The organism is Pandoraea fibrosis, from assembly GCF_000807775.2.
In the GTDB taxonomy this organism is placed as follows: domain Bacteria; phylum Pseudomonadota; class Gammaproteobacteria; order Burkholderiales; family Burkholderiaceae; genus Pandoraea; species Pandoraea fibrosis.
This window is the reverse complement of the sequence record NZ_CP047385.1, coordinates 1,354,179-1,373,949: the sequence shown is the minus strand read 5'-3', so window position 1 is coordinate 1,373,949 and position 19,771 is coordinate 1,354,179. Positions and strand designations below refer to the sequence as shown.

The 19,771-nt window shown below is 64.1% G+C and carries 14 protein-coding genes; 12 read left to right on the top strand and 2 right to left on the bottom strand.

The window, feature by feature from the left end:
- Positions 1–283: 283 nt before the first annotated feature.
- The 8 genes from rpe (at position 284) to PI93_RS06085 (ending at position 13,017) form a co-directional block, all read left to right on the top strand.
- On the top strand, positions 284–964 hold the full coding sequence (gene rpe / locus PI93_RS06120) for a ribulose-phosphate 3-epimerase (protein ID WP_039375441.1): 681 nt from the start codon (positions 284–286) through the stop codon (positions 962–964).
- On the top strand, positions 961–1,686 hold the full coding sequence (locus tag PI93_RS06115; RefSeq protein ID WP_039375438.1) for a phosphoglycolate phosphatase: 726 nt from the start codon (positions 961–963) through the stop codon (positions 1,684–1,686). The genes rpe and PI93_RS06115 overlap by 4 nt, the downstream gene beginning before the upstream one ends.
- A 387-nt stretch (positions 1,687–2,073) precedes the next feature.
- Complete coding sequence (gene trpE / locus PI93_RS06110) at positions 2,074–3,579, top strand: anthranilate synthase component I (protein WP_039375435.1); 1,506 nt, start codon at positions 2,074–2,076, stop codon at positions 3,577–3,579.
- 318 nt (positions 3,580–3,897) lie between these two features.
- Positions 3,898–5,421: an efflux transporter outer membrane subunit gene (locus tag PI93_RS06105; RefSeq protein ID WP_080759508.1), complete on the top strand. Its 1,524-nt coding sequence runs from the start codon at positions 3,898–3,900 to the stop codon at positions 5,419–5,421.
- 19 nt (positions 5,422–5,440) lie between these two features.
- A complete protein-coding gene (locus PI93_RS06100) occupies positions 5,441–6,514 on the top strand; it encodes an HlyD family secretion protein (RefSeq protein WP_039375434.1) in 1,074 nt (357 codons plus the stop codon).
- Between the two features lie 10 nt (positions 6,515–6,524).
- The gene (gene rbbA, locus PI93_RS06095; protein ID WP_039375432.1) at positions 6,525–9,293 is read left to right on the top strand and encodes a ribosome-associated ATPase/putative transporter RbbA; all 2,769 of its coding nucleotides are present in this window, start codon (positions 6,525–6,527) and stop codon (positions 9,291–9,293) included.
- Positions 9,290–10,507: an ABC transporter permease gene (locus PI93_RS06090; RefSeq protein WP_236105656.1), complete on the top strand. Its 1,218-nt coding sequence runs from the start codon at positions 9,290–9,292 to the stop codon at positions 10,505–10,507. Before rbbA ends, PI93_RS06090 begins: the two co-directional genes overlap by 4 nt.
- 92 nt (positions 10,508–10,599) lie before the next feature.
- Entirely contained in the window at positions 10,600–13,017 is a 2,418-nt protein-coding gene (locus PI93_RS06085) for a DUF3141 domain-containing protein (protein WP_080759509.1), read from the top strand.
- Positions 13,018–13,052: 35 nt separating this feature from the next.
- On the opposite strand, the gene PI93_RS06080 is transcribed toward PI93_RS06085, so the two are convergent.
- Both PI93_RS06080 and PI93_RS06075 read right to left on the bottom strand, forming a co-directional pair.
- Complete coding sequence (locus tag PI93_RS06080) at positions 13,053–14,465, bottom strand: ATP-binding protein (protein WP_039375430.1); 1,413 nt, start codon at positions 14,463–14,465, stop codon at positions 13,053–13,055.
- Positions 14,462–15,127 (bottom strand): response regulator, encoded by a 666-nt coding sequence (locus tag PI93_RS06075; RefSeq protein ID WP_039375428.1) that lies wholly within the window; start codon positions 15,125–15,127, stop codon positions 14,462–14,464. Before PI93_RS06075 ends, PI93_RS06080 begins: the two co-directional genes overlap by 4 nt.
- A 171-nt stretch (positions 15,128–15,298) precedes the next feature.
- Between PI93_RS06075 and dsbD the strand changes: the two genes are divergently transcribed.
- The 4 genes from dsbD (at position 15,299) to PI93_RS06055 (ending at position 19,742) form a co-directional block, all read left to right on the top strand.
- Entirely contained in the window at positions 15,299–17,119 is a 1,821-nt protein-coding gene (dsbD, locus tag PI93_RS06070; RefSeq protein ID WP_039375427.1) for a protein-disulfide reductase DsbD, read from the top strand.
- Positions 17,116–17,946: a TlpA family protein disulfide reductase gene (locus tag PI93_RS06065; RefSeq protein WP_039375425.1), complete on the top strand. Its 831-nt coding sequence runs from the start codon at positions 17,116–17,118 to the stop codon at positions 17,944–17,946. Before dsbD ends, PI93_RS06065 begins: the two co-directional genes overlap by 4 nt.
- A 9-nt stretch (positions 17,947–17,955) precedes the next feature.
- Positions 17,956–18,759: a thiol:disulfide interchange protein DsbG gene (gene dsbG, locus PI93_RS06060; RefSeq protein ID WP_052241114.1), complete on the top strand. Its 804-nt coding sequence runs from the start codon at positions 17,956–17,958 to the stop codon at positions 18,757–18,759.
- Between the two features lie 395 nt (positions 18,760–19,154).
- Positions 19,155–19,742: an anthranilate synthase component II gene (locus PI93_RS06055; RefSeq protein ID WP_039375424.1), complete on the top strand. Its 588-nt coding sequence runs from the start codon at positions 19,155–19,157 to the stop codon at positions 19,740–19,742.
- Positions 19,743–19,771: the final 29 nt, after the last annotated feature.

Genomic DNA, 19,771 nt, shown 5'->3' with positions numbered 1-19,771 from the left:
GTGTTCCTGTTGCGCATGGTGCTCTCTGATGGCGTTCTGGTCTGACAGCTTTCGCTGCGTGTGGTGTCACGATGTCCGCGATCGGCATCGTGACGGACGTGCGGCACATGCGCCGTCCCGTTTTGCAAGGCATTCTGCGGCAAGTCGTCGCAGGTCGCAACCGGCAAACGCGGCGCAACGGCGCCCTTTCGGGGGCGTTCCCCCCTTTCCCTTCGGCGCACAACGGGCAGGGGGCAGGCGAAAGCTTTAAAATACCGCTTTTGACGCTACTCCCGGTCCCGCCATGACGCAATTCTGTATCGCCCCCAGCATCCTGTCCGCCGACTTTGCCCGGCTGGGCGAAGAAGTCCGTAACGTCGTGGCGGCTGGCGCCGACTGGATTCACTTCGACGTCATGGACAACCATTACGTTCCCAACCTGACCATCGGCCCGATGGTGTGCGAGGCCATCCGCCCGCACGTGGACGTGCCCATCGACGTGCATCTGATGGTACGCCCGGTCGACCGCATCGTGCCCGACTTCGCCAAGGCCGGCGCCAATCTGATCACGTTCCATCCGGAAGCCTCGGAACACATCGACCGCACCCTCGGCCTGATTCACGACAACGGCTGCAAGGCCGGCCTCGTGTTCAACCCGGGTACCCCGCTGAATTACCTCGATCACGTGATGGATCGTCTGGACATGGTGCTCATCATGTCGGTGAACCCCGGCTTCGGCGGCCAGTCGTTCATCCCCGAGGCGCTCAACAAGCTGCGCGCCGTGCGCGCGCGCATCGACGCCTATACGGCCGAGACCGGCCGTGAGATTCGTCTGGAAATCGACGGCGGCGTGAAGGTCGACAACATCGCCGAAATCGCCGCCGCGGGTGCCGACACGTTCGTCGCCGGGTCGGCCATCTTCGGCAAACCCGACTACAAGGCGGTGATCGACGAGATGCGCGCCCAACTGGCGAGCGTGGCATGACCCAAACGACACCGACCGCCGGCCTTCAACTCGATGGCATCCGCGCAGTGCTGATCGACCTCGACGGCACGATGGTCGACACGGCAGGCGACTTCGGCGTGGCGCTCAATGCCATGCTGGCCGATCTGGGCGCCGAGCCCGTGCCGACCGAGCGCCTCATGACCTTCGTCGGTAAGGGCACCGCCAATCTGGTGCGCAAGACCCTCGCCGAGCGATTCCCCGAGGCCGACATCGACGGCCTGTTCGAGCGCGCACAGGACAAGTACGAAGCTGTCTACACGTCGATCAATGGCGAGCACACCGCCCTCTACCCCGAAGTCCGCGAAGGGCTGGCGGCCTTGCACGAAGCGGGTCTGCCGGTCGCTTGCATCACCAACAAGCAGCATCGCTTCGCGGTGGCGCTGCTCGAGCACTACGGCCTGTCGGATCAATTCGACCTCGTCTACGGCGGCGATTCGTGGCCCAAGCGCAAACCGGACCCGATGCCGCTCCTCAAAGCCTGCGAGGCTTTCGGGGTATCGCCCGCGCAAGCCGTGCTGATCGGCGACTCGGGCAACGACGCACAAGCCGCCCGTGCAGCGGGCTGCCGCTCGCTCACCGTGCCCTATGGGTACAACCATGGCGAATCTATACAAACGATCGACACGGATGGTATAGTCGCCTCAATTCTGGGCGCCGCCCGGGCCATCTGCCCCAAGGCAACGCCCTCTCTAGCGAGCTGAGTTCGCCACATTCCACACTGCCATTCAAGCGCATGTTCCTGAACAAGAAACGGAGTCTTAGCGTGATCGACCGGGGGGCCTGGCCCTGGCGACGCTGGTCCTGCTGAACCCTTCCAAGGGGTGGCCGGGACCGCTGGAGTTCGTCTTCAGCAACCCGTTTCTTGCATCGTTGTTGTTCCCAAGAATTCATCGATCGGCACGCCGTCTCGCACGGCGCGCGGATTCACCGAGACGCGGTCGTCGCCGTCGCATTGCACATGCGTGGGCGCTCACCGCGACCCGGTGTGGGCCAGCACCGCCACCCCGCCACGACTCAGGTATTCTCAACGCCAATCCACGCCGATTCTGCGGGCTCACCCGCCGGCAAACTTGCAGGCAGAGTGCAACATGACCGAACTCGAATTCAAATCGCTGGCCAATCAAGGCTTCAACCGCATTCCGCTGATCGCCGAAGCCTTCGCCGATCTCGACACGCCGCTCTCGCTGTATCTCAAGCTGGCGCTGGGCGACCGACGTGGCGCAAACACCTTCCTTCTCGAATCCGTCGTCGGCGGCGAGCGCTTCGGCCGCTACTCGTTCATCGGCCTCTCGGCCCACACGCTGCTGCGCAGCTTCGGCCCGAAGACCGAAGTGGTGCGCGACGGCACCGTCGTCGAGACGCATGACGGCGATCCGCTCGAGTTCATCACCCAGTTCCAGGCACGCTACAAAGTGGCGCTGCGCCCGGGCATGCCGCGCTTCTGCGGTGGCCTTGCCGGCTACTTCGGCTATGACGCCGTGCGCTACATCGAGAAGAAGCTCGCGCACACCACGCCGCGCGACGATCTGAACCTGCCCGACATTCAGTTGCTGCTCACGGAAGAACTCGCCGTGATCGACAACCTGACCGGCAAGCTCTACCTCATCATCTACGCCGATCCCACGCAGCCGGAAGCGTATTCGAAGGCCCGCCTGCGTCTGCGCGAATTGCGCGCCCGCCTGAAGGCGCCGGTCGACGCCCCGGTCACCTCCGGCAGCGTGCGCACGGAAACCTTCCGCGAATTCGCCAAGCCGGATTACCTCGCGGCCGTCGCGAAGGCCAAGGAGGCCATCGAGGCCGGTGAACTGATGCAGGTGCAGGTCGGCCAGCGACTCATCAAACCGTATCGCGACGCACCGCTCTCGCTCTACCGCGCGCTACGCTCGCTCAATCCGTCGCCGTACATGTACTTCTACAACTTCGGCGATTTTCAGGTGGTCGGCGCCTCGCCCGAGATCCTCGTGCGTCAGGAGCGTCGCCAGACGCCCGACGGCGAGCACGAAATCGTGACGATCCGACCGCTCGCCGGCACACGTCCGCGCGGCGCCACGCCGGAGCGCGATGCCGAGCTGGCCACCGAATTGCTTGGCGATCCGAAGGAAATTGCCGAACACGTCATGCTCATCGATCTCGCTCGCAACGACGTGGGCCGCATCGCACAGACGGGCACCGTCGAAGTCACCGACAAGATGGTCATCGAGAAGTACTCGCACGTGCAGCACATCGTGAGTTCGGTGGAAGGCCGTCTGCAACCGGGACTGTCGAACATCGACGTGCTGCGCGCCACGTTCCCGGCCGGCACGCTCACCGGCGCACCGAAGGTTCGCGCCATGGAACTGATCGACGAACTCGAGCCGGTCAAGCGCGGCCTCTATGGCGGCGCCGTCGGTTATCTGTCGTTTGGCGGCGAAATGGACGTTGCCATCGCGATTCGCACTGGCGTGATCAAGGACGGCAATCTGTATGTGCAAGCGGCCGCCGGTATCGTGGCCGATTCGGTGCCTGAATCCGAATGGCAAGAGACGGAAAACAAGGCGCGCGCCGTGCTGCGTGCGGCAGAACAGGTGCAGGACGGTCTCGACGCCGAGTACTGAGCCAGCACTGAGCCATACGGCGCGCGGACCACTGCCGTGCGCCGTCGCACCAAAGTGAAGCACGCTGCTGTTTGAAACGCGAATGCTTTGCTTATATTGCATGCGCGTGACATCTAAATTCGCAGGGCCCTGAATCGATCCTCTACTCGATTCGGGGCCCTTGTTGATTTAGCACAACCGTTCGCTTTTTTTCGACCACTCCGGTATACGCCGATTGACGTCACCAAGCTATAGTTAGGTGTCCGTCGGGAGGTCGAAGCTTCTATGGCGAAACCATGCAATTCACGTATGCGTTCTAGCGTCGCAACTACCTTTGCGATGACCACGACAGCCGCACTTGTCACTACCCTGCTTAGCGGCTGTCTGTCGATGGCGCCGACTTATGAGCGCCCAGCGGCCCCGGTGGCCGAGGTGTGGACACCCGATGTCAGCACCTCTGCCGCGACAGTGGCCGCACAGCCTGCGTCTGCGCTCGATTGGCGCGAGTATTTCGCCGATCCGCAATTGCGCAGCCTGATCGAAACCGCATTAGCCAACAATCGCGATCTGCGCGTCGCGCTCGCCCGTGTCGAACAGGCGCGAGCGGCGTATGGCATTCAACGCGCCGATCTGTTTCCGTCAGTCGGTGTCGGCGCCAGCGAGACACGTCAGCGTTTGCCCGGCGATCTGAGCCTCACCGGCAATCCCTATATCAGCAGCCAGTATCAGGTCGGCCTTGGCCTGTCGACGTGGGAGCTGGACTTCTGGGGCCGCATCCGCAATCTGAAGGACGCCGCGCTCGACGATTATCTGGCGTCCGATGCCTCTCGCCGCGCCCTCGAACTGAGCCTGATCTCGCAAGTCGCACAGACGTGGCTGAGCCTGCGTGAATTCGACGAACGTATCGTCCTGGCACAGCAGACGGTCGACAGTCGCGCCGAATCGTTGCGCATCTTCACGCGTCGCGAGCAAGTCGGCTCAACGTCGAAACTCGATCTCACCGAAGTCACCACGCTGTGGCAACAGGCCCGCGCCCTCGTTACGCAACTCCAGCAACAACGCGCTACGCAAGCCCACGCGTTGCAAGTGCTGGTAGGCGCCCCGCTCGACACCACGCCGCAGGCAATCGAGCACACGGTCGACGATGCTCGTCTGATGCGCGATCTCGAACCCGGTCTGCCTTCGTCGCTGCTGGAAGACCGGCCCGACATCATCGCGGCCGAGTATCAACTGCGCGCCGCGCACGCGAACATCGGCGCCGCGCGCGCGGCCTTCTTCCCGCAGATCACGCTCACCGGCTCGGTCGGCACGGCGAGCAGTGCACTTGACGGCCTCTTCAAGGCCGGAAGCGCGGCGTGGGCCTTCACGCCCAGCATCAACATTCCGATCTTTCAGGGCGGACGTCTCGTGAACAACCTCGATCTCGCCGAAGCCCGGCGCGTGGAGTCGATCGCGAATTACGAGAAGACGATTCAGGGAGCGTTCCGCGATGTGGCCGACGCGCTGAGTGCGCGTCGCTGGCTGGCCGATCAGGTCACGATCCTGCAAGCCACGCAGGACGCGCAGGCCGAGCGCGCACGACTTGCCAAGCTGCGTTACGACCACGGCGCAGCGGCCTTTCTCGAAGTGCTCGACGCACAACGCGATCTCCTCGCCATCGAACAACAAACGGTGCAGACGCGCCGCGCGCTGCTGTCTGCGCGCGTGTCGCTCTACACGGCGCTCGGCGGTGGCAGCCGTCTCATGCCCGCTGCCGATGCACCGGGCGGCCCGTTCGCGCGCACGCCTCGCGTGGTCGTGCCATCGCCCGGCGGCACCGTTGGCGCCACCGGCCCGACGAGCGCTGCGCCAGCCGTCCAATAAATTCAAGAGGTCAAAGAACATGACGCTTCCCAACGCCAAGAAACTGGTTCCCGCGCTGATCGTGCTCGCCGTGATCGGGCTGGGCTGGTATGGATGGAAGACCTACAGCGACACCGGTCCCGGTGCGGGTTTTGCGAGTGGAAACGGCCGCATCGAAGCGACCGAAGTCGACGTCGCGACCAAGCTCGCCGGCCGCGTCGAAGCCATTTACGTCAGGGAAGGCGATTTCGTGAAGGCGGGTCAGGTGCTCGCCAAGATGCAGATCGACACACTCAACGCACAGCGCGACGAAGCGCGTGCGCAATATCAGCAAGCCGTGACCAACGTCGCGGCGATTCAGGCGCAGGCCGCCGCGAGGTTGTCCGATAAGGCGACGGCCGAAGCGAATGTCGCAGCGCGCGAAGCCGAACTCGATGCCGCGCAACGGCGTCTGTCGCGTTCCGAGACGTTGTCCAAGGAAGGCGCCTCGTCGGTGCAGGAACTGGACGACGACCGCGCACGCGTTCGCAGCACACGCGCTGCCGTCACCGCCGCCCGCGCGCAAGTGGCTGCCGCGCAGTCCGCCGTGGAAGCCGCCAACGCTCAGGTCACCGGAAGCAAATCGACGGTGGAAGCCGCGCAGGCCACCGTCAACCGTATCGAAGCCGACATCACGGACAGCGACCTCAAGGCGCCGCGCGACGGTCGCGTGCAATATCGCGTCGCGCAGCCGGGCGAAGTGCTCGCGGCGGGAGGCAAGGTGCTCAATCTGGTCGACCTGTCGGACGTGTATATGACGTTCTTCCTGCCCGAGACCGTCGCCGGACGTCTGGCCATCGGCGCCGAAGCGCGCATCATTCTCGACGCCGCGCCGCAGTACGTCATTCCGGCAAGCATCTCGTTTGTCTCCAGCACGGCACAGTTCACGCCGAAAACCGTGGAGACCGAGAGCGAGCGTCAGAAGCTGATGTTCCGTGTGCGCGCGCAGATTGCGCCGGAACTGTTGCAAAAGCATATGACGCTCGTGAAGACCGGCCTGCCCGGCGTGGCGTGGGTGAAGACCGACAGCCAGGCGCCGTGGCCTGCCCAGTTGCAGACCAAGCTGCCGCAGTGAGCCGCGCATCATGACGGCGCCTCCCTCGCTCTCATCGCCCGCCTCCCCGCCGGTCGTTCATGTGGCCGGCGTCACGCTGCGCTACGGCCGCAAGACCGTTGCGCTGGACGACGTCGGCATCGACATCCCCGCCAACTGCATGGTCGGTCTGATCGGCCCTGACGGCGTTGGCAAATCCACGCTGCTCTCGCTCATCGCAGGGGCACGAGCGGTGCAGACGGGCACCGTGGAAGCCCTGGGCGGCGATATGGCCAGCAAGGCACACCGCGATCTCGTGTGCCCGCGCATCGCCTACATGCCGCAGGGGCTTGGCAAGAATCTCTACCCGACGCTCTCTGTCGAAGAGAACCTGCAATTCTTCGCGCGCCTGTTCGGCCACGACGCCGCCGAGCGTCGCCGTCGCATCGACGATCTCACGCGCAGCACCGGCCTGCATCCGTTTCTCGAACGCCCGGCCGGCAAACTCTCGGGCGGGATGAAGCAGAAGCTCGGCCTGTGCTGCGCGCTGATCCATGACCCCGACCTGCTGATTCTCGACGAACCGACGACCGGCGTCGATCCGCTCGCCCGCGCGCAGTTCTGGGATCTGATCGCGCGCATTCGCCGGGAGCGTCCGGCCATGAGCGTAATCGTCGCCACGGCCTATATGGATGAAGCGCAGCGCTTCGACTGGCTCGTGGCGATGGACGCCGGCAAGGTCCTCGCGACCGGCACGCCGGCCGAGCTGCTGGCGCGCACGCACCGCGACAATCTCGAAGCGGCGTTCATCGATCTGTTGCCGGACGACAAGAAGCTCGGCTACGAACCGGTCGTGATTCCGCCGTTGCACATCGACGAGCACACGGAAATTGCCATCGAAGCCAAGGGGCTGACGATGCGCTTTGGCGATTTCGTGGCGGTCGATCATGTGGATTTCCGTATCCGTCGCGGCGAGATCTTCGGCTTCCTCGGCTCGAACGGCTGCGGCAAGTCGACCACGATGAAGATGCTCACCGGCCTGCTGCAGGCGAGCGAAGGTCAGGCGTGGCTCTTCGGTCACGAGGTCGATCCGAAAGACATCGACACGCGCCGGCGCGTGGGCTACATGTCGCAAGCGTTCTCGCTTTACACAGAGTTGACGGTGCATCAGAACCTCGTGCTGCACGCGCGACTGTTCCATGTGCCCGAGGCAGAAGTCGACGCGCGTGTAGCAGAGATGGTGCAACGCTTTGGTCTGGCCGACGTGCTCGACGCACTGCCCGACAGCATTCCACTGGGGATGCGCCAGCGTCTGTCGCTCGCGGTGGCGATGGTGCACAAACCGGAGTTGCTGATTCTTGACGAGCCGACCTCGGGCGTCGATCCGGTCGCCCGCGACAACTTCTGGCGTCTGCTGGTGGAATTGTCCCGGCGGGACCGCGTGACGATCTTTATTTCCACGCACTTCATGAACGAGGCCGACCGCTGCGATCGCATCTCGCTGATGCACGCAGGCAAGGTGCTCGTGTCCGATCCCCCGGCGAAGATCACGCAAGATAAAGGCGCAGCCACGCTCGAGCAGGCGTTCATCGAATACCTTGTCGAAGCGGGCGGCGGCACCCCCGAAGCGCCGGAGACGCCCAAGTCGGCAGTCACAGACGCCGCTCCCACCGATACCGCACATGCGCACCACAAAGCGTTTTCGCTCGGTCGCATGATCAGCTATCTCTGGCGCGAAACGCTGGAACTGCAACGCGACCCGGTGCGCGCCACGCTCGCGCTGGTCGGCTCGCTCGTGCTGATGCTCGTGATGGGCTACGGCATCAGCATGGACGTGGAGGATCTGCGCTACGCCGTGCTCGACCGCGACCAGACCACGTTGAGTCAGAACTACGCACTCAATATCGCGGGGTCTCGTTACTTCATCGAGCAGCCCCCCATCACCGATTACGACGACATGGACCGCCGCCTGCGCGACGGCGAACTGTCGCTGGCCATCGAAATTCCACCGGGGTTCGCCCGTGACGTGTCGCACGGCAAGGCCGTGCAGATCGGCGCATGGATCGATGGCGCCATGCCGATGCGCGCGGAAACGGTACAAGGCTATGTGCAGGGCATGCACCAGAACTGGCTGGCCGATCAGTCCTTGCGACGGCTCGGCGTCCGGCCCACGGCGTCGCTCGATATCGAGACCCGCTATCGCTATAACCCCGACGTCAAGAGCCTGCCGGCGATGGTGCCGGCCGTCATTCCGCTGCTGTTGCTGATGCTGCCTGCGATGCTCACCGCACTGTCGGTGGTGCGCGAAAAGGAGCTGGGCTCGATCCTGAATCTGTACGTGACGCCCGTCACACGCACGGAATTCCTGATCGGCAAGCAGATTCCATATGTCGCGCTGGCCATGCTCAATTTCCTGCTCATGGCGCTGCTCGCCGTGACGCTGTTCGGCGTGCCGATCAAGGGCAGTTTCCTCACGCTTATCACGGCCGTCTTCATTTTCAACGTCGTCGCCACAGGCATTGGCTTGCTCGCGTCGACATTCACCCGCAGCCAGATCGCGGCCCTGTTCTTCACGATGATCGGCACCATGATTCCGGCGATCCAGTTTTCCGGGATGCTCACGCCGGTGCCGTCGATGGAGGGATCGGGCCGGTTCATTGGCGAGATCTATCCGGCGACGTACATGCTCATCATCAGCCGCGGCGTCTTCAACAAGGCGCTCGGGTTTGCCGATCTGGGCAACGCCTTCTGGCCGATGCTCGTTGCCGTGCCCGTGATTCTGGGCGCCACGATCCTGCTGCTCAAGAAACAGGACAAATGATGGCGAGCCCGAGCACACCGCAAGCCTCTCCTCCCCCTGCGCCACCGGCGCAGGCCAGTATCGCGCCGCCGCGTCGCACGCATCCGTGGCGGCGGCATCTGGCGAATATTTATCGGCTCGGCGTGAAGGAGCTCTGGAGTCTTGTGCGCGACCCGATGATGCTGGTGCTGATCATCTATACGTTCACGGCATCGGTGTATTCGTCGGCCACGGCGCAGCCCGATACGCTGCACCTCGCGCCGATTGCCATCGTGGACGAGGATGTGTCGCCGCTGTCGCAGCGCATTGTCTCGGCGTTCTACCCGCCACAGTTCACCATGCCGCGCATGATCACGGCCGACGCCGTTGACCGGGGCATGGACGAAGGCGCGTACACGTTTGCCCTGAACATTCCACCGAACTTTCAGCGCGATGTTCTGGCGGGTCGGGCAGCCGAAGTGCAGCTCAATGTGGACGCCACACGCATGAGTCAGGCGTTCTCCGGCAGCGGGTATGTGCAGCAGATCGTGTCGGCGGAGGTGCGCGAATTCCTTCAGCGATACCGATCGACGCCGGAACTGCCGGTGGATCTGGCGTTGCGGGTGCGCTTCAACCCCACGCTGGAACGCGCCTGGTTCGGCGCGCTGATGCAGATCATCAACAACATCACGATGCTCTCGATCATTCTCACGGGCGCCGCGCTCATTCGCGAACGCGAACACGGCACGATCGAGCATTTGCTCGTCATGCCGGTGACACCGACCGAGATCATGCTGGCGAAGGTCTGGTCGATGGGGCTGGTGGTGCTGATCGCCGCAGGCATGTCGCTCTGGCTGATCGTGAGCGGCGCGCTGCATGTGCCGATTGGGGGGTCGGTAGCGCTGTTCCTGCTTGGCGCGACACTACATCTGTTCGCCACCACGTCGATGGGCATCTTTCTGGCGACGCTGGCCCGGTCGATGCCGCAGTTCGGCATGTTGTTGATTCTGGTGTTGCTGCCTCTGCAAATGCTCTCGGGCGGGAACACGCCGCGCGAAAGCATGCCGAAGCTGGTGCAGGACATCATGCTTGCCGCCCCCACGACGCATTTTGTCGAGTTGGGTCAGGCAATCCTGTTCCGTGGCGCCGGGATCGGCGTCGTGTGGGTGCAGTTCGTGGCGCTGGCGGTCATCGGCGCCGTGTTCTTCACCTTCTCGTTGCGACGTTTTCGCCGCACGCTCAGTTCGATGGCGTAACGCCTGCGGTCTGCGGCCCGCGACGTCGGGCCCGCACTGCCCCCGCGGCGTTCGTCAAAACCCTGTCATGCCGGATTTGCGAGGTCTTGATCATGCCTGCCAAGTCGTCTGCCGCACTCCAACGCCGAACATCGCGCGCCACCGCGTCTGCCGACGCGCCCCCTGCGGCCGATGCTCCCTGGCTCGCCGCCAACCCGTGGCTGTCGAATCTACCGTGGATGGCGGCCGCTGCCGAATATGCGCTCGACGCGTGGCAGCGCAGCGTGTTGTTCGCCGACGTCATGCGCCAGCGCGGCAATCAGTATCAGGCTCACCTCGCCGAATCGGCGCCGAATGTGCTCGACTTTCCGGCCGAGGTGATCCTCGACGGGCACGACCTGCCCCGTCCGTGCAATTACTGCCTGATGCGCATTCTGCCGTCGGACGCCTCTCCCACGCAGCCAAACGCTCGACCCTTTGTGGTCGTCGACCCTCGCGCGGGACACGGCCCGGGCATTGGCGGCTTCAAGCCCGACAGCGAAATCGGCGCAGCCCTGCGTGCAGGGCATCCGTGCTATTTCGTGGGCTTTCTGCCCGATCCGGTGCCCGGTCAGACGGTGGAGGACGTGATGCACGCCGAGGCCGCGTTTCTGGAGAAGGTGATTTCGCTGCACCCCGAGAGTGCGGGCAAGCCGGCGGTCATCGGCAACTGTCAGGCGGGCTGGCAGGTGTTGATGACGGCGGCGATGCGTCCTGAATTGTTCGGGCCGATCATTGTGGCCGGCGCACCGTTGTCGTACTGGGCCGGCTGGCGCGGACGCAACCCGATGCGGTATTCGGGCGGTTTGCTCGGTGGCAGCTGGTTGACGGCGCTCACCAGCGATCTGGGCGACGGGCGTTTCGACGGCGCATGGCTGGTGCAGAACTTCGAGAATCTCGATCCGGCCAACACGCTGTGGCGCAAGAAGTATCACCTGTACGCCAACGTCGACACGGAGGCACCGCGCTATCTCAGCTTCGAGAAGTACTGGGGCGGACATGTGTTCCTGAACGCGCAGGAGATGCAGTACATCGTCGATAACCTGTTCGTCGGCAATCGGCTCACGAGTGCGGAGTTGATCACGAGCGACGGCATCCGGATCGATCTGCGCAATATCCGCTCCCCGATCGTGGTGTTTTGCTCGTATGGCGACAACATTACGCCGCCACCGCAAGCGTTGGGCTTCGTGACGGACATGTATCGCGATGACGCGGAAGTGCTCAGTCACGATCAGACGATCGTCTACGCCACGCACGACAGCATCGGCCATCTCGGCATCTTCGTGTCGGGCAGCACGGGGCGCAAGGAGCACCGCAAGTTCGTCAACAATATCGATCTGATCGATGTGCTGCCCGCCGGCATTTATCAGGCGCAGATCGCCAACAAGACGCAAGACACGCCGCATCGGGAACTGATCGATGGCGATTATGTGATGTCGATTCAGCGACGCAGTGTCGAGGATGTGCGCGCCATTGTGCAACCGGATAGCGAGAGCGACCGGCGTTTCGCAGCGGTGGCGCATCTGTCGGACATCAATCTCGGTTTGTATCGCAGTCTGGTGCAACCTTGGGTGCAGGCGATGGTCACGCCGAATTCGGCGTACTGGATGCGTCTGCTGCATCCGCTTCGGGTGAGTTACGAGCTTTGGTCGGATCGCAATCCGTTCGCGGTTCCGTTCGCCGAAAAGGCAGAGCGCGTGCGGGAAACGCGGCATCCGGTGGCGTCGGACAACCCCTTTCTTGCGCTGGAATCGGCGGTGTCGAGCGCCATCGAGCAATCGCTCAACTTCTATCGCGATATGCGCGACGACGGCTACGAGAAGGCTTTCGAATGGATTTACGGCCAACCATGGGTGCAGGCGCTCGCCGGGCTGCATGGCAGCGACGACGCGGCAGTCCGGGTGCATCCGGGCACGTCGCCGGAGCACGTTGCCTTTGTCGCGCAGTCGTTGGCCCATCGCCGTCACGAACTGCATCAGGGCGGTCTGCTGGAAGCCGGCATTCGCGCACTGATCTGGGTGCATCGTCTGCATGGTGAGGCCGACGAGCGTCAGTTCAACCTTGCTCGCTCGCTGCCGCGTGGCGAGAACGATATCTCGATCGAGCAGTTCCGCGAGATGATCCGGCGTCAGGCCGGGTTGCTGCGCATGGACCCCGACGCCGCGATGGAAGCGATTCCCGGCATGCTTGCCCACTCGACACCCGCGGATATCCGGCGAGTGGCCAAGGCGGTGAAGGATCTGAGCTTCGCCGTGCCGCTCGACGGCGGCGAGCAACGCGATCTGGAACAGGTGTTGGCGGTGTTCGAGCGCGTGGCGTCGAAGCAGGCGGCCGTGCAGTCATCGCCTGGGCATGCGACGACACCTCGCAAGGCGCGTGCAACCTCCGCACCACGGAAGGTCGCAACACCGGCCACGTCCCCGCGCAAACGCACCGCCGCAGCGAAGACAACCCGGACAGCCGCCGCCGTCAAAGCGAAGTCAACCCGCTGACATCCAACACGGGCGATGCGCCGACCTTCCTTCGGTCATCGCCCCATCGGTACCTCGATCCGAGCCACCAATCCACCACCCTCACGCGGTGCGAACTCGAGCGCCGCACCGAAACGCGACGCTATCGCCCGCACAATGGAGATCCCCAGTCCCGCGCCTTCGCCGTGCTTCCGGCCCCGGTCTGCGCGCCAAAAACGCTGCCCCATCTGTGCCGCTTGCTCCGGCGCCAAGCCCGGGCCCCGATCCGCCACCTCGATGCTGTATCGCTGTCGTAACGCGTCCATCTCCACCGTCAGATCCACCGCGCTTCCCTCCGGTGAGTAGCGCAACGCATTGTCCACCAGGTTCCTTATCGCCGTGCTCAACATCGAATGCGGTATCGCCGTGCCACGGTCTTCACACGCCATGCTAATTGCGACCCGTGGTGCCCCACGACGGACCGGAGCCCCATTCCGCCACTCAGACATAGACCCAACTCGCGGCGGAACGGGGCCCCGATCCGTCTCTTCCCATTCACTCACGGCTTCCGCTATTGCGGTTCGCAACGATTTGCATTCGTCCTTGGTATGGGTCGATGCCTCTGCGCGCGCCAATGTCATCATCTGATCCAGCGTGTGCCGCAATCGCCGCACGCCAATGCCCGCCTGCTGTAACGCCTGCCTCGCCGACACGCCACTCGTGATCCCCGCGACCTGTATGTGCGTGTCGATGGCCGTCAATGGAGTCCGCAGTTCATGCGCCGCCGCGTCGGTGAACGCCCTCTGATGCGTCAATGCCAGCGTCAGGCGATCCAATAAGCCGTTTAATGCCGAGACTACCGGGCGCAGCTCCGCCGGCGCACGCCCCAGATCGATCGGCGCCGTGTCGTCCGCTCGCTTGTTGCGCAACGTCGCACGTAATGTCTCCAATGGCGACAATCCTCGCCCGATACCAATCCATAACGCCATCAGACCACCCACCACCGCAATCAGGAACGGTATGCCCGCCGCCCTCAACAGCGCACTTGTGAGGCCTGCGCGCTTCTCCAATCCATCCGCCGTCATGACCTGATAGCCACGCTCATCCTGCAATACATAGATTCGCCAATGCTTGCCGTCGACTTCCATGGTGCTGAATCCCAACGGCAATGCCTTCTCCGTTGCCAGTGGCCCACCGTCGGTTCGCGCCAACACCGCACCATGCACGGAACGGATCTCGCACGCGATTCCGTCATTGGTGCCCACACGTATCACGTCCCCCCAATCGGACTGCCCCGCACTCGGGCCCACCGGCAATAACTCGGCTCTCGCCAATAACCCCGATACCATTCGGGCCGACATCGCCAGACGCTCATCCAACGCCCTGTCCAGGTTGGCCTGCACGCCACGCATCATCCATCCCGCTGCCACCACCCACAGTGCGATCAACGCAATGCCCGCGATCAGTACCGCTCTCAGTCGAAGACTCATGACAACGCCCACCCCAATCGATAGCCCAAACCTCGCGCCGTCTGAATGACATCGCCCCCCAACTTGCGACGCACGTTGTGAATGTGGACGTTCAGGGCATTGCTGTTCACACGCTCGGACAAACCATATAGCCGTTCATGCAACATGTCGGGCGTCAGCCATCGGCCCCGCGTACTCGCCAGATGCGCCAGCAAGTCGACCTCCTTTCGCGAAAGCTCCACGGGCGCGTCGTCGAGCCACGCCAATCCGCTCGCCGGCTCCAGCCGGAGCGGCCCGGCTTCGATGATCTGCGCAGCACGCCCCTGCGTGCGACGCATCAATGCATGCAACCGCGCCGCCAGCTCGCGCAAATCGAAGGGCTTGACCATGTAGTCGTCCGCACCGCTGTTCAACCCCGCAATCCGATGTTCGATGGCGTCGCGCGCGGTCAGGATGAGCACTGGGACGTCCGGCTCCACCGCACGAATCCGGGCCAACACCTGAAGGCCATCTTCATCGGGCAAACCCAGATCGAGCACCAACGCGTCGAAGGTGTTCTCCGCATGCGCACACACCGCCGCCGACCCGCTCGACGCATGCGCAACCGCAATGCCCAACACCGCCAATCCGGCGACAATGCCGCTCGCGATCAACGCATCGTCCTCAACCAACAGCACTCGCATGACTTCGCACCTCCTGTGATGACGGCGTCATGTTACGTAATTTGCGTAACTCGTTGCACGCTTCGGACACGGCATGGGCGCGTAACCAACACGGACGTCGCGCGTTAACTCTCGGTTAATCGACATGGGGCACGCTTCTCCCTGCTTTGGAACGCCTTCAGGAGAACCGATTTGCTACGGCGCTTTTTCTACCTCTTTGTGATTTTGCTCGGTGCGCTCGGCGCAATGCGTACCGCCGATGCGTTTCCGTGGCAAAGCGAGCCGACGTTTCTCGACGCGTCGCAGGTGCTCACTCTCTCCCCCGTGAATCGGGTGGATGAGCAGCTTGAGGTTATCGGACATGTTGCGAAGGAGTACTACGTTTACCGGCATTCGCTGCGTGCGGAGGATGCCTCGGGCAAGCCGGTCGATCTGACGCTCTCCGAGGGCGCGAAGCATTCGGACGAGTTCTTCGGCGATACGGAGATCTATACGGCGGATGCACTGCGCATTCGTCTGCCGGCGGCAACATCGGGCCCCATGACGCTGCACTGGCAAGGGTGTGCGGACGCGGGCATCTGCTATCCACCGCAGACGATGCAAGTTGTCTTGCCCGGGGGCATGGCATCGACACCCGATACGCCAGCAATCTTCGCGATACCCGCCGCGCCTTCTGTTGAAACCAACGCCGCCCCCGCGCCGCTCGCGGAAGATCAGGCCGCCGCGCACCGGCTGGCCACGGTCGGCCCCGTCGCGGCGACGCTGCTGTTCTTCGGCTTCGGGCTGCTGCTCGCCTTTACCCCATGCACGTTGCCGATGATCCCGATCGTCTCGACGATGATCGTGGGCCATCGCCCGGCACCCTGGCGTGCACTGGCCCTGTCGCTGTCGTATGTGCTCGCGATGGCGCTCACGTATGCCGCCGTCGGCGTGGCGGCAGGTCTGGCTGGCGCGAATTTGCAGGCGACGTTGCAATCGCAGTGGTTGCTGGGTGCCTTCGCGGCACTGTTCCTCGTGCTGGCCGCCTCGCTGTTCGGTCTGTTCGAATTGCGTTTGCCGGAGTTCGTGACGAGTCGGCTCGACGCCGCCGGACATCAACGCACCGGCGGCAGTCTTGCAGGCGCTGCGGCACTCGGCTTCCTCTCGGCCCTACTTGTCGGCCCGTGCATGACGGCCCCCCTGGCCGGTGCCTTGCTCTATATCAGCCAGACGGGTAACGCCTGGATGGGCGGAATCGCCCTGTTCGCGCTGGGGCTTGGAATGGGTCTGCCATTGCTTGCGATCGCCCTGTTCGGCTCGCGAGTGCTGCCGCGCCCGGGCGCGTGGATGGTTCGCGTGCGCATTGCCTTCGCCTACGTCATGACGGGCATGGCCATTCTGATGTTGAGCCGCTTCCTGCCCGGTCACGTCAGTCTGCTGCTCTGGGGGGCGCTGGGCCTCGGAGTCGCCGTCGGGTTCGCCGCCTGGGCATGGCCGCTACGCGGCAAGCCGGCAGGCTGGACGCTGACGTTCGCGTCGGCACTGGCGGGCCTCTGGTCGGTGCTCCTGCTCGTCGGAGCAGCTTCGGGCAGCGAGTCGGTGCTGCGGCCGCTGGAACGGGGGAGCGCCGCCATTGTGGGCAGCGCGAGCGCTCGTAGCGACAAGGCGTTCGAGTATGTGAGCGTCAAGTCGGCGGAAGACGTCGACGCCCGCATCGCGCAAGCTGCCGCGAAGGGGCAATGGACGTTGATCGATTTTTACGCGGACTGGTGTGTGAGCTGTCATGTCATCGAGCGCAATGTGTTCGGAGACCCCGCCGTCGCGGCGAGACTGGCCCGCATGCAGGTACTGCGCCCCGACGTGACGAAGCACGACGCGATCGATCAGGCGTTGATGAAACGCTGGGGAGTCCTGGGACCGCCCACGCTCATCCTGATCGACGCAAACGGCAAGGAAGTACGCGCACAACGCATGGTCGGCGAACTCGACGCCCGCAATTTCCTGCGTCGCCTCGACGCAGCGGGGGCCGTATGACGGGCCTTGGTCCCTTCTCGGTGCAGACGGTCGCCGTGGCCGCAGCGATGGCGGTCGCGTGGCTCGTTGCGCGCTATCTCCTGCGCAACACGGACACCGATCCGCGCCGCGCCGCTGCCAGCACGTTGATCGACGCCCTGTTCGTCGGCCTGCTTGTCGCACGCTTTGCTTACGTGCTGCGCTGGTGGCCCGATTACGTGGCAGCCCCGATGTCCATCATTGCGATTGGCGACGGCGGCTTCCTGGTCTGGGCCGGCCTGCCCGTCGCGCTCGGCTGGGCGCTGTGGCGCGTGCGACGTCATCCCGCTCGACGCCGGCCAATGCTTTACGGCTTCGCCGCCGGCGTCGCCATCTGGGGCGCCGCACAAGCGGGCTTGAGCGCAATGCAACGCGCCGCGCCGCCGCTGCCCTCGTTGACGCTATCGACGGTGACGGGGCAGCCCGTCTCGCTCGATGCCTATCGCGGCAGCCCCGTCGTGATGAATCTGTGGGCAAGCTGGTGCCCGCCATGCCGCCGCGAAATGCCGGTGCTCGCCAAGGCGCAAGGCGACTACCCGGATGTGCGATTCCTCATGATCAATCAGGGCGAGACCGCGCACACGGTCGAGGCATTCGTGCAGTCGCAGGGGCTTGAGTTCGACGATCTGCTGCTCGATCCCGCCTCGCAAGCCATGCAGGCGGCTGGCGCACGCGGACTGCCCACCACGTTGTTCTTCGATACGAACGGCCGTCTGGTCGACGCCCATCTGGGCGAGCTGACGGCCGCGCGTCTGCGCGACACGCTGCAAGGCCGTCTTCACCAACCCCCGGCACCGCGTATGCCTTAGGAGTCTTTGATGTCGATTCGCAAATTTCTCGTTCCCAGCCTGATCGCCGTGCCGGCCCTCGCCGCGGCCGTCTACGCGATTGCCTCGGGATCCTCCGGTAGTGCTGGGCCGGTGGGAGGCAAGGAGACCCCGGCCGTCGTTCAAGCGCTCGCCCGCGAAGGTTTGCAGGATCTCCAGCCGTTCGACACCGGCACGGAGCTTCGCGGCTTTGCCGGCACGGCCGGCCAGCAACCGATTGCCCTTTATGTGCTGCGCGACGGTACGGCCATTGTCGGCACACGCATCGATGCCAACGGCAAGCCGCTCGACATGGAACGCGTCAGCAACCTCGTCACCCAACCGATGAGCGAAGCCCTCTGGTCAAAACTCGCCGCCTCGGCGTGGGTGCAGGATGGCAACGCGGACGCGCCGCGTGTGGTGTACACGTTCAACGACCCGAATTGCCCCTACTGCAATCGCTTCTGGGCGTCGGCACGCCCCTGGGTCGATGCCGGCAAGGTGCAATTGCGTCATGTGATGGTCGGCGTGATCAAAGCCGACAGCCCCACGAAGGCAGCGGCCATTCTCGGCGCTGCCGACCGTACCGCCGCGCTGTTGCACAACGAGCGGCAGTTCGGCAGCGGCGGGATCGCGCCCGCACCAAGCGTGTCGCCCGAGATCGCCCTCACGCTCGAGGCACATCGGCAACTGATGGCGGAACTGGAGTTTCGCGGCACGCCCGGCATCGTCTATCGCGACGACACGGGTGCGATTCAACGCGTCAATGGCATGCCGCGCCCCGACGCGCTGGCGGCGGTACTCGGCCCTCGATGAAGCCCCCCCGGCGGGCGGCCCCGAAGACGGGGGCCGTCCTCGCCCGCCGTTGCAGAATCGTCGAAAGACAGCCGTAGCGGCGCGCACATTCTTGCGAGAAACGTCCCGTTCACGCGCGAAACCCGCCGATTGACCGCTTTTTGCGACGCCCCACCCACGGCCCCCGGCAGATGCTGCTACAATCGGCGTCACTATGAAGTCGCATCAGTCTTCCTCCCTCCTCTGGTCGCCCCTGACCGCTGCCCTGCGCTGGTGGCGGTAACCCGCCACGTCAATTTCATCCCCATAGCGCCCTCCCCCGCGGATCGCGAACTCAATATGGGGGCACGCTCAGGGGGAATTCGCAAATCTCATGCGTTCGACAATCCTTTGTCACCAGACGAACAGGGACCATCATGCTGCTGATGATCGACAACTACGACTCGTTTACCTACAACATCGTCCAGTACTTCGGTGAGTTGGGCGAAGACGTGCGGGTCTTTCGTAACGACGAAATCACCCTCGACACGATCGCTGAACTCGCCCCCGCGCGCATCTGCCTCTCGCCCGGCCCAAGCTGCCCGGCCAACGCAGGCATCACGATCGATGTGCTCAAGCGCTTCTCCGGCGTCATTCCGATTCTCGGCGTTTGCCTCGGTCACCAGGCCATCGGCGAAGCCTTCGGCGGCAAGGTCGTTCGCGCCCAGCAAATCATGCACGGCAAGGTGAGCGAGATCGAAACGACACAACAAGGCGTGTTCGCCAATCTGCCCAAGCGCTTCACCGTCACGCGTTATCACTCGCTGGCCATCGAGCGCGCATCGCTGCCCGACTGCCTCGAAGTCACGGCGTGGACGGACGACGGCGAAATCATGGGCGTGCGTCACAAGACGCTCGACGTCGAGGGCGTGCAGTTCCACCCCGAGTCGATTCTGTCGGAACACGGCCACGACGTTTTGCGCAACTTCCTGCAAGCGGCTCCGCGTGTGGCACAAGCCGCCTGAGTCATCGGCACCGAACCGACAGATAAGAG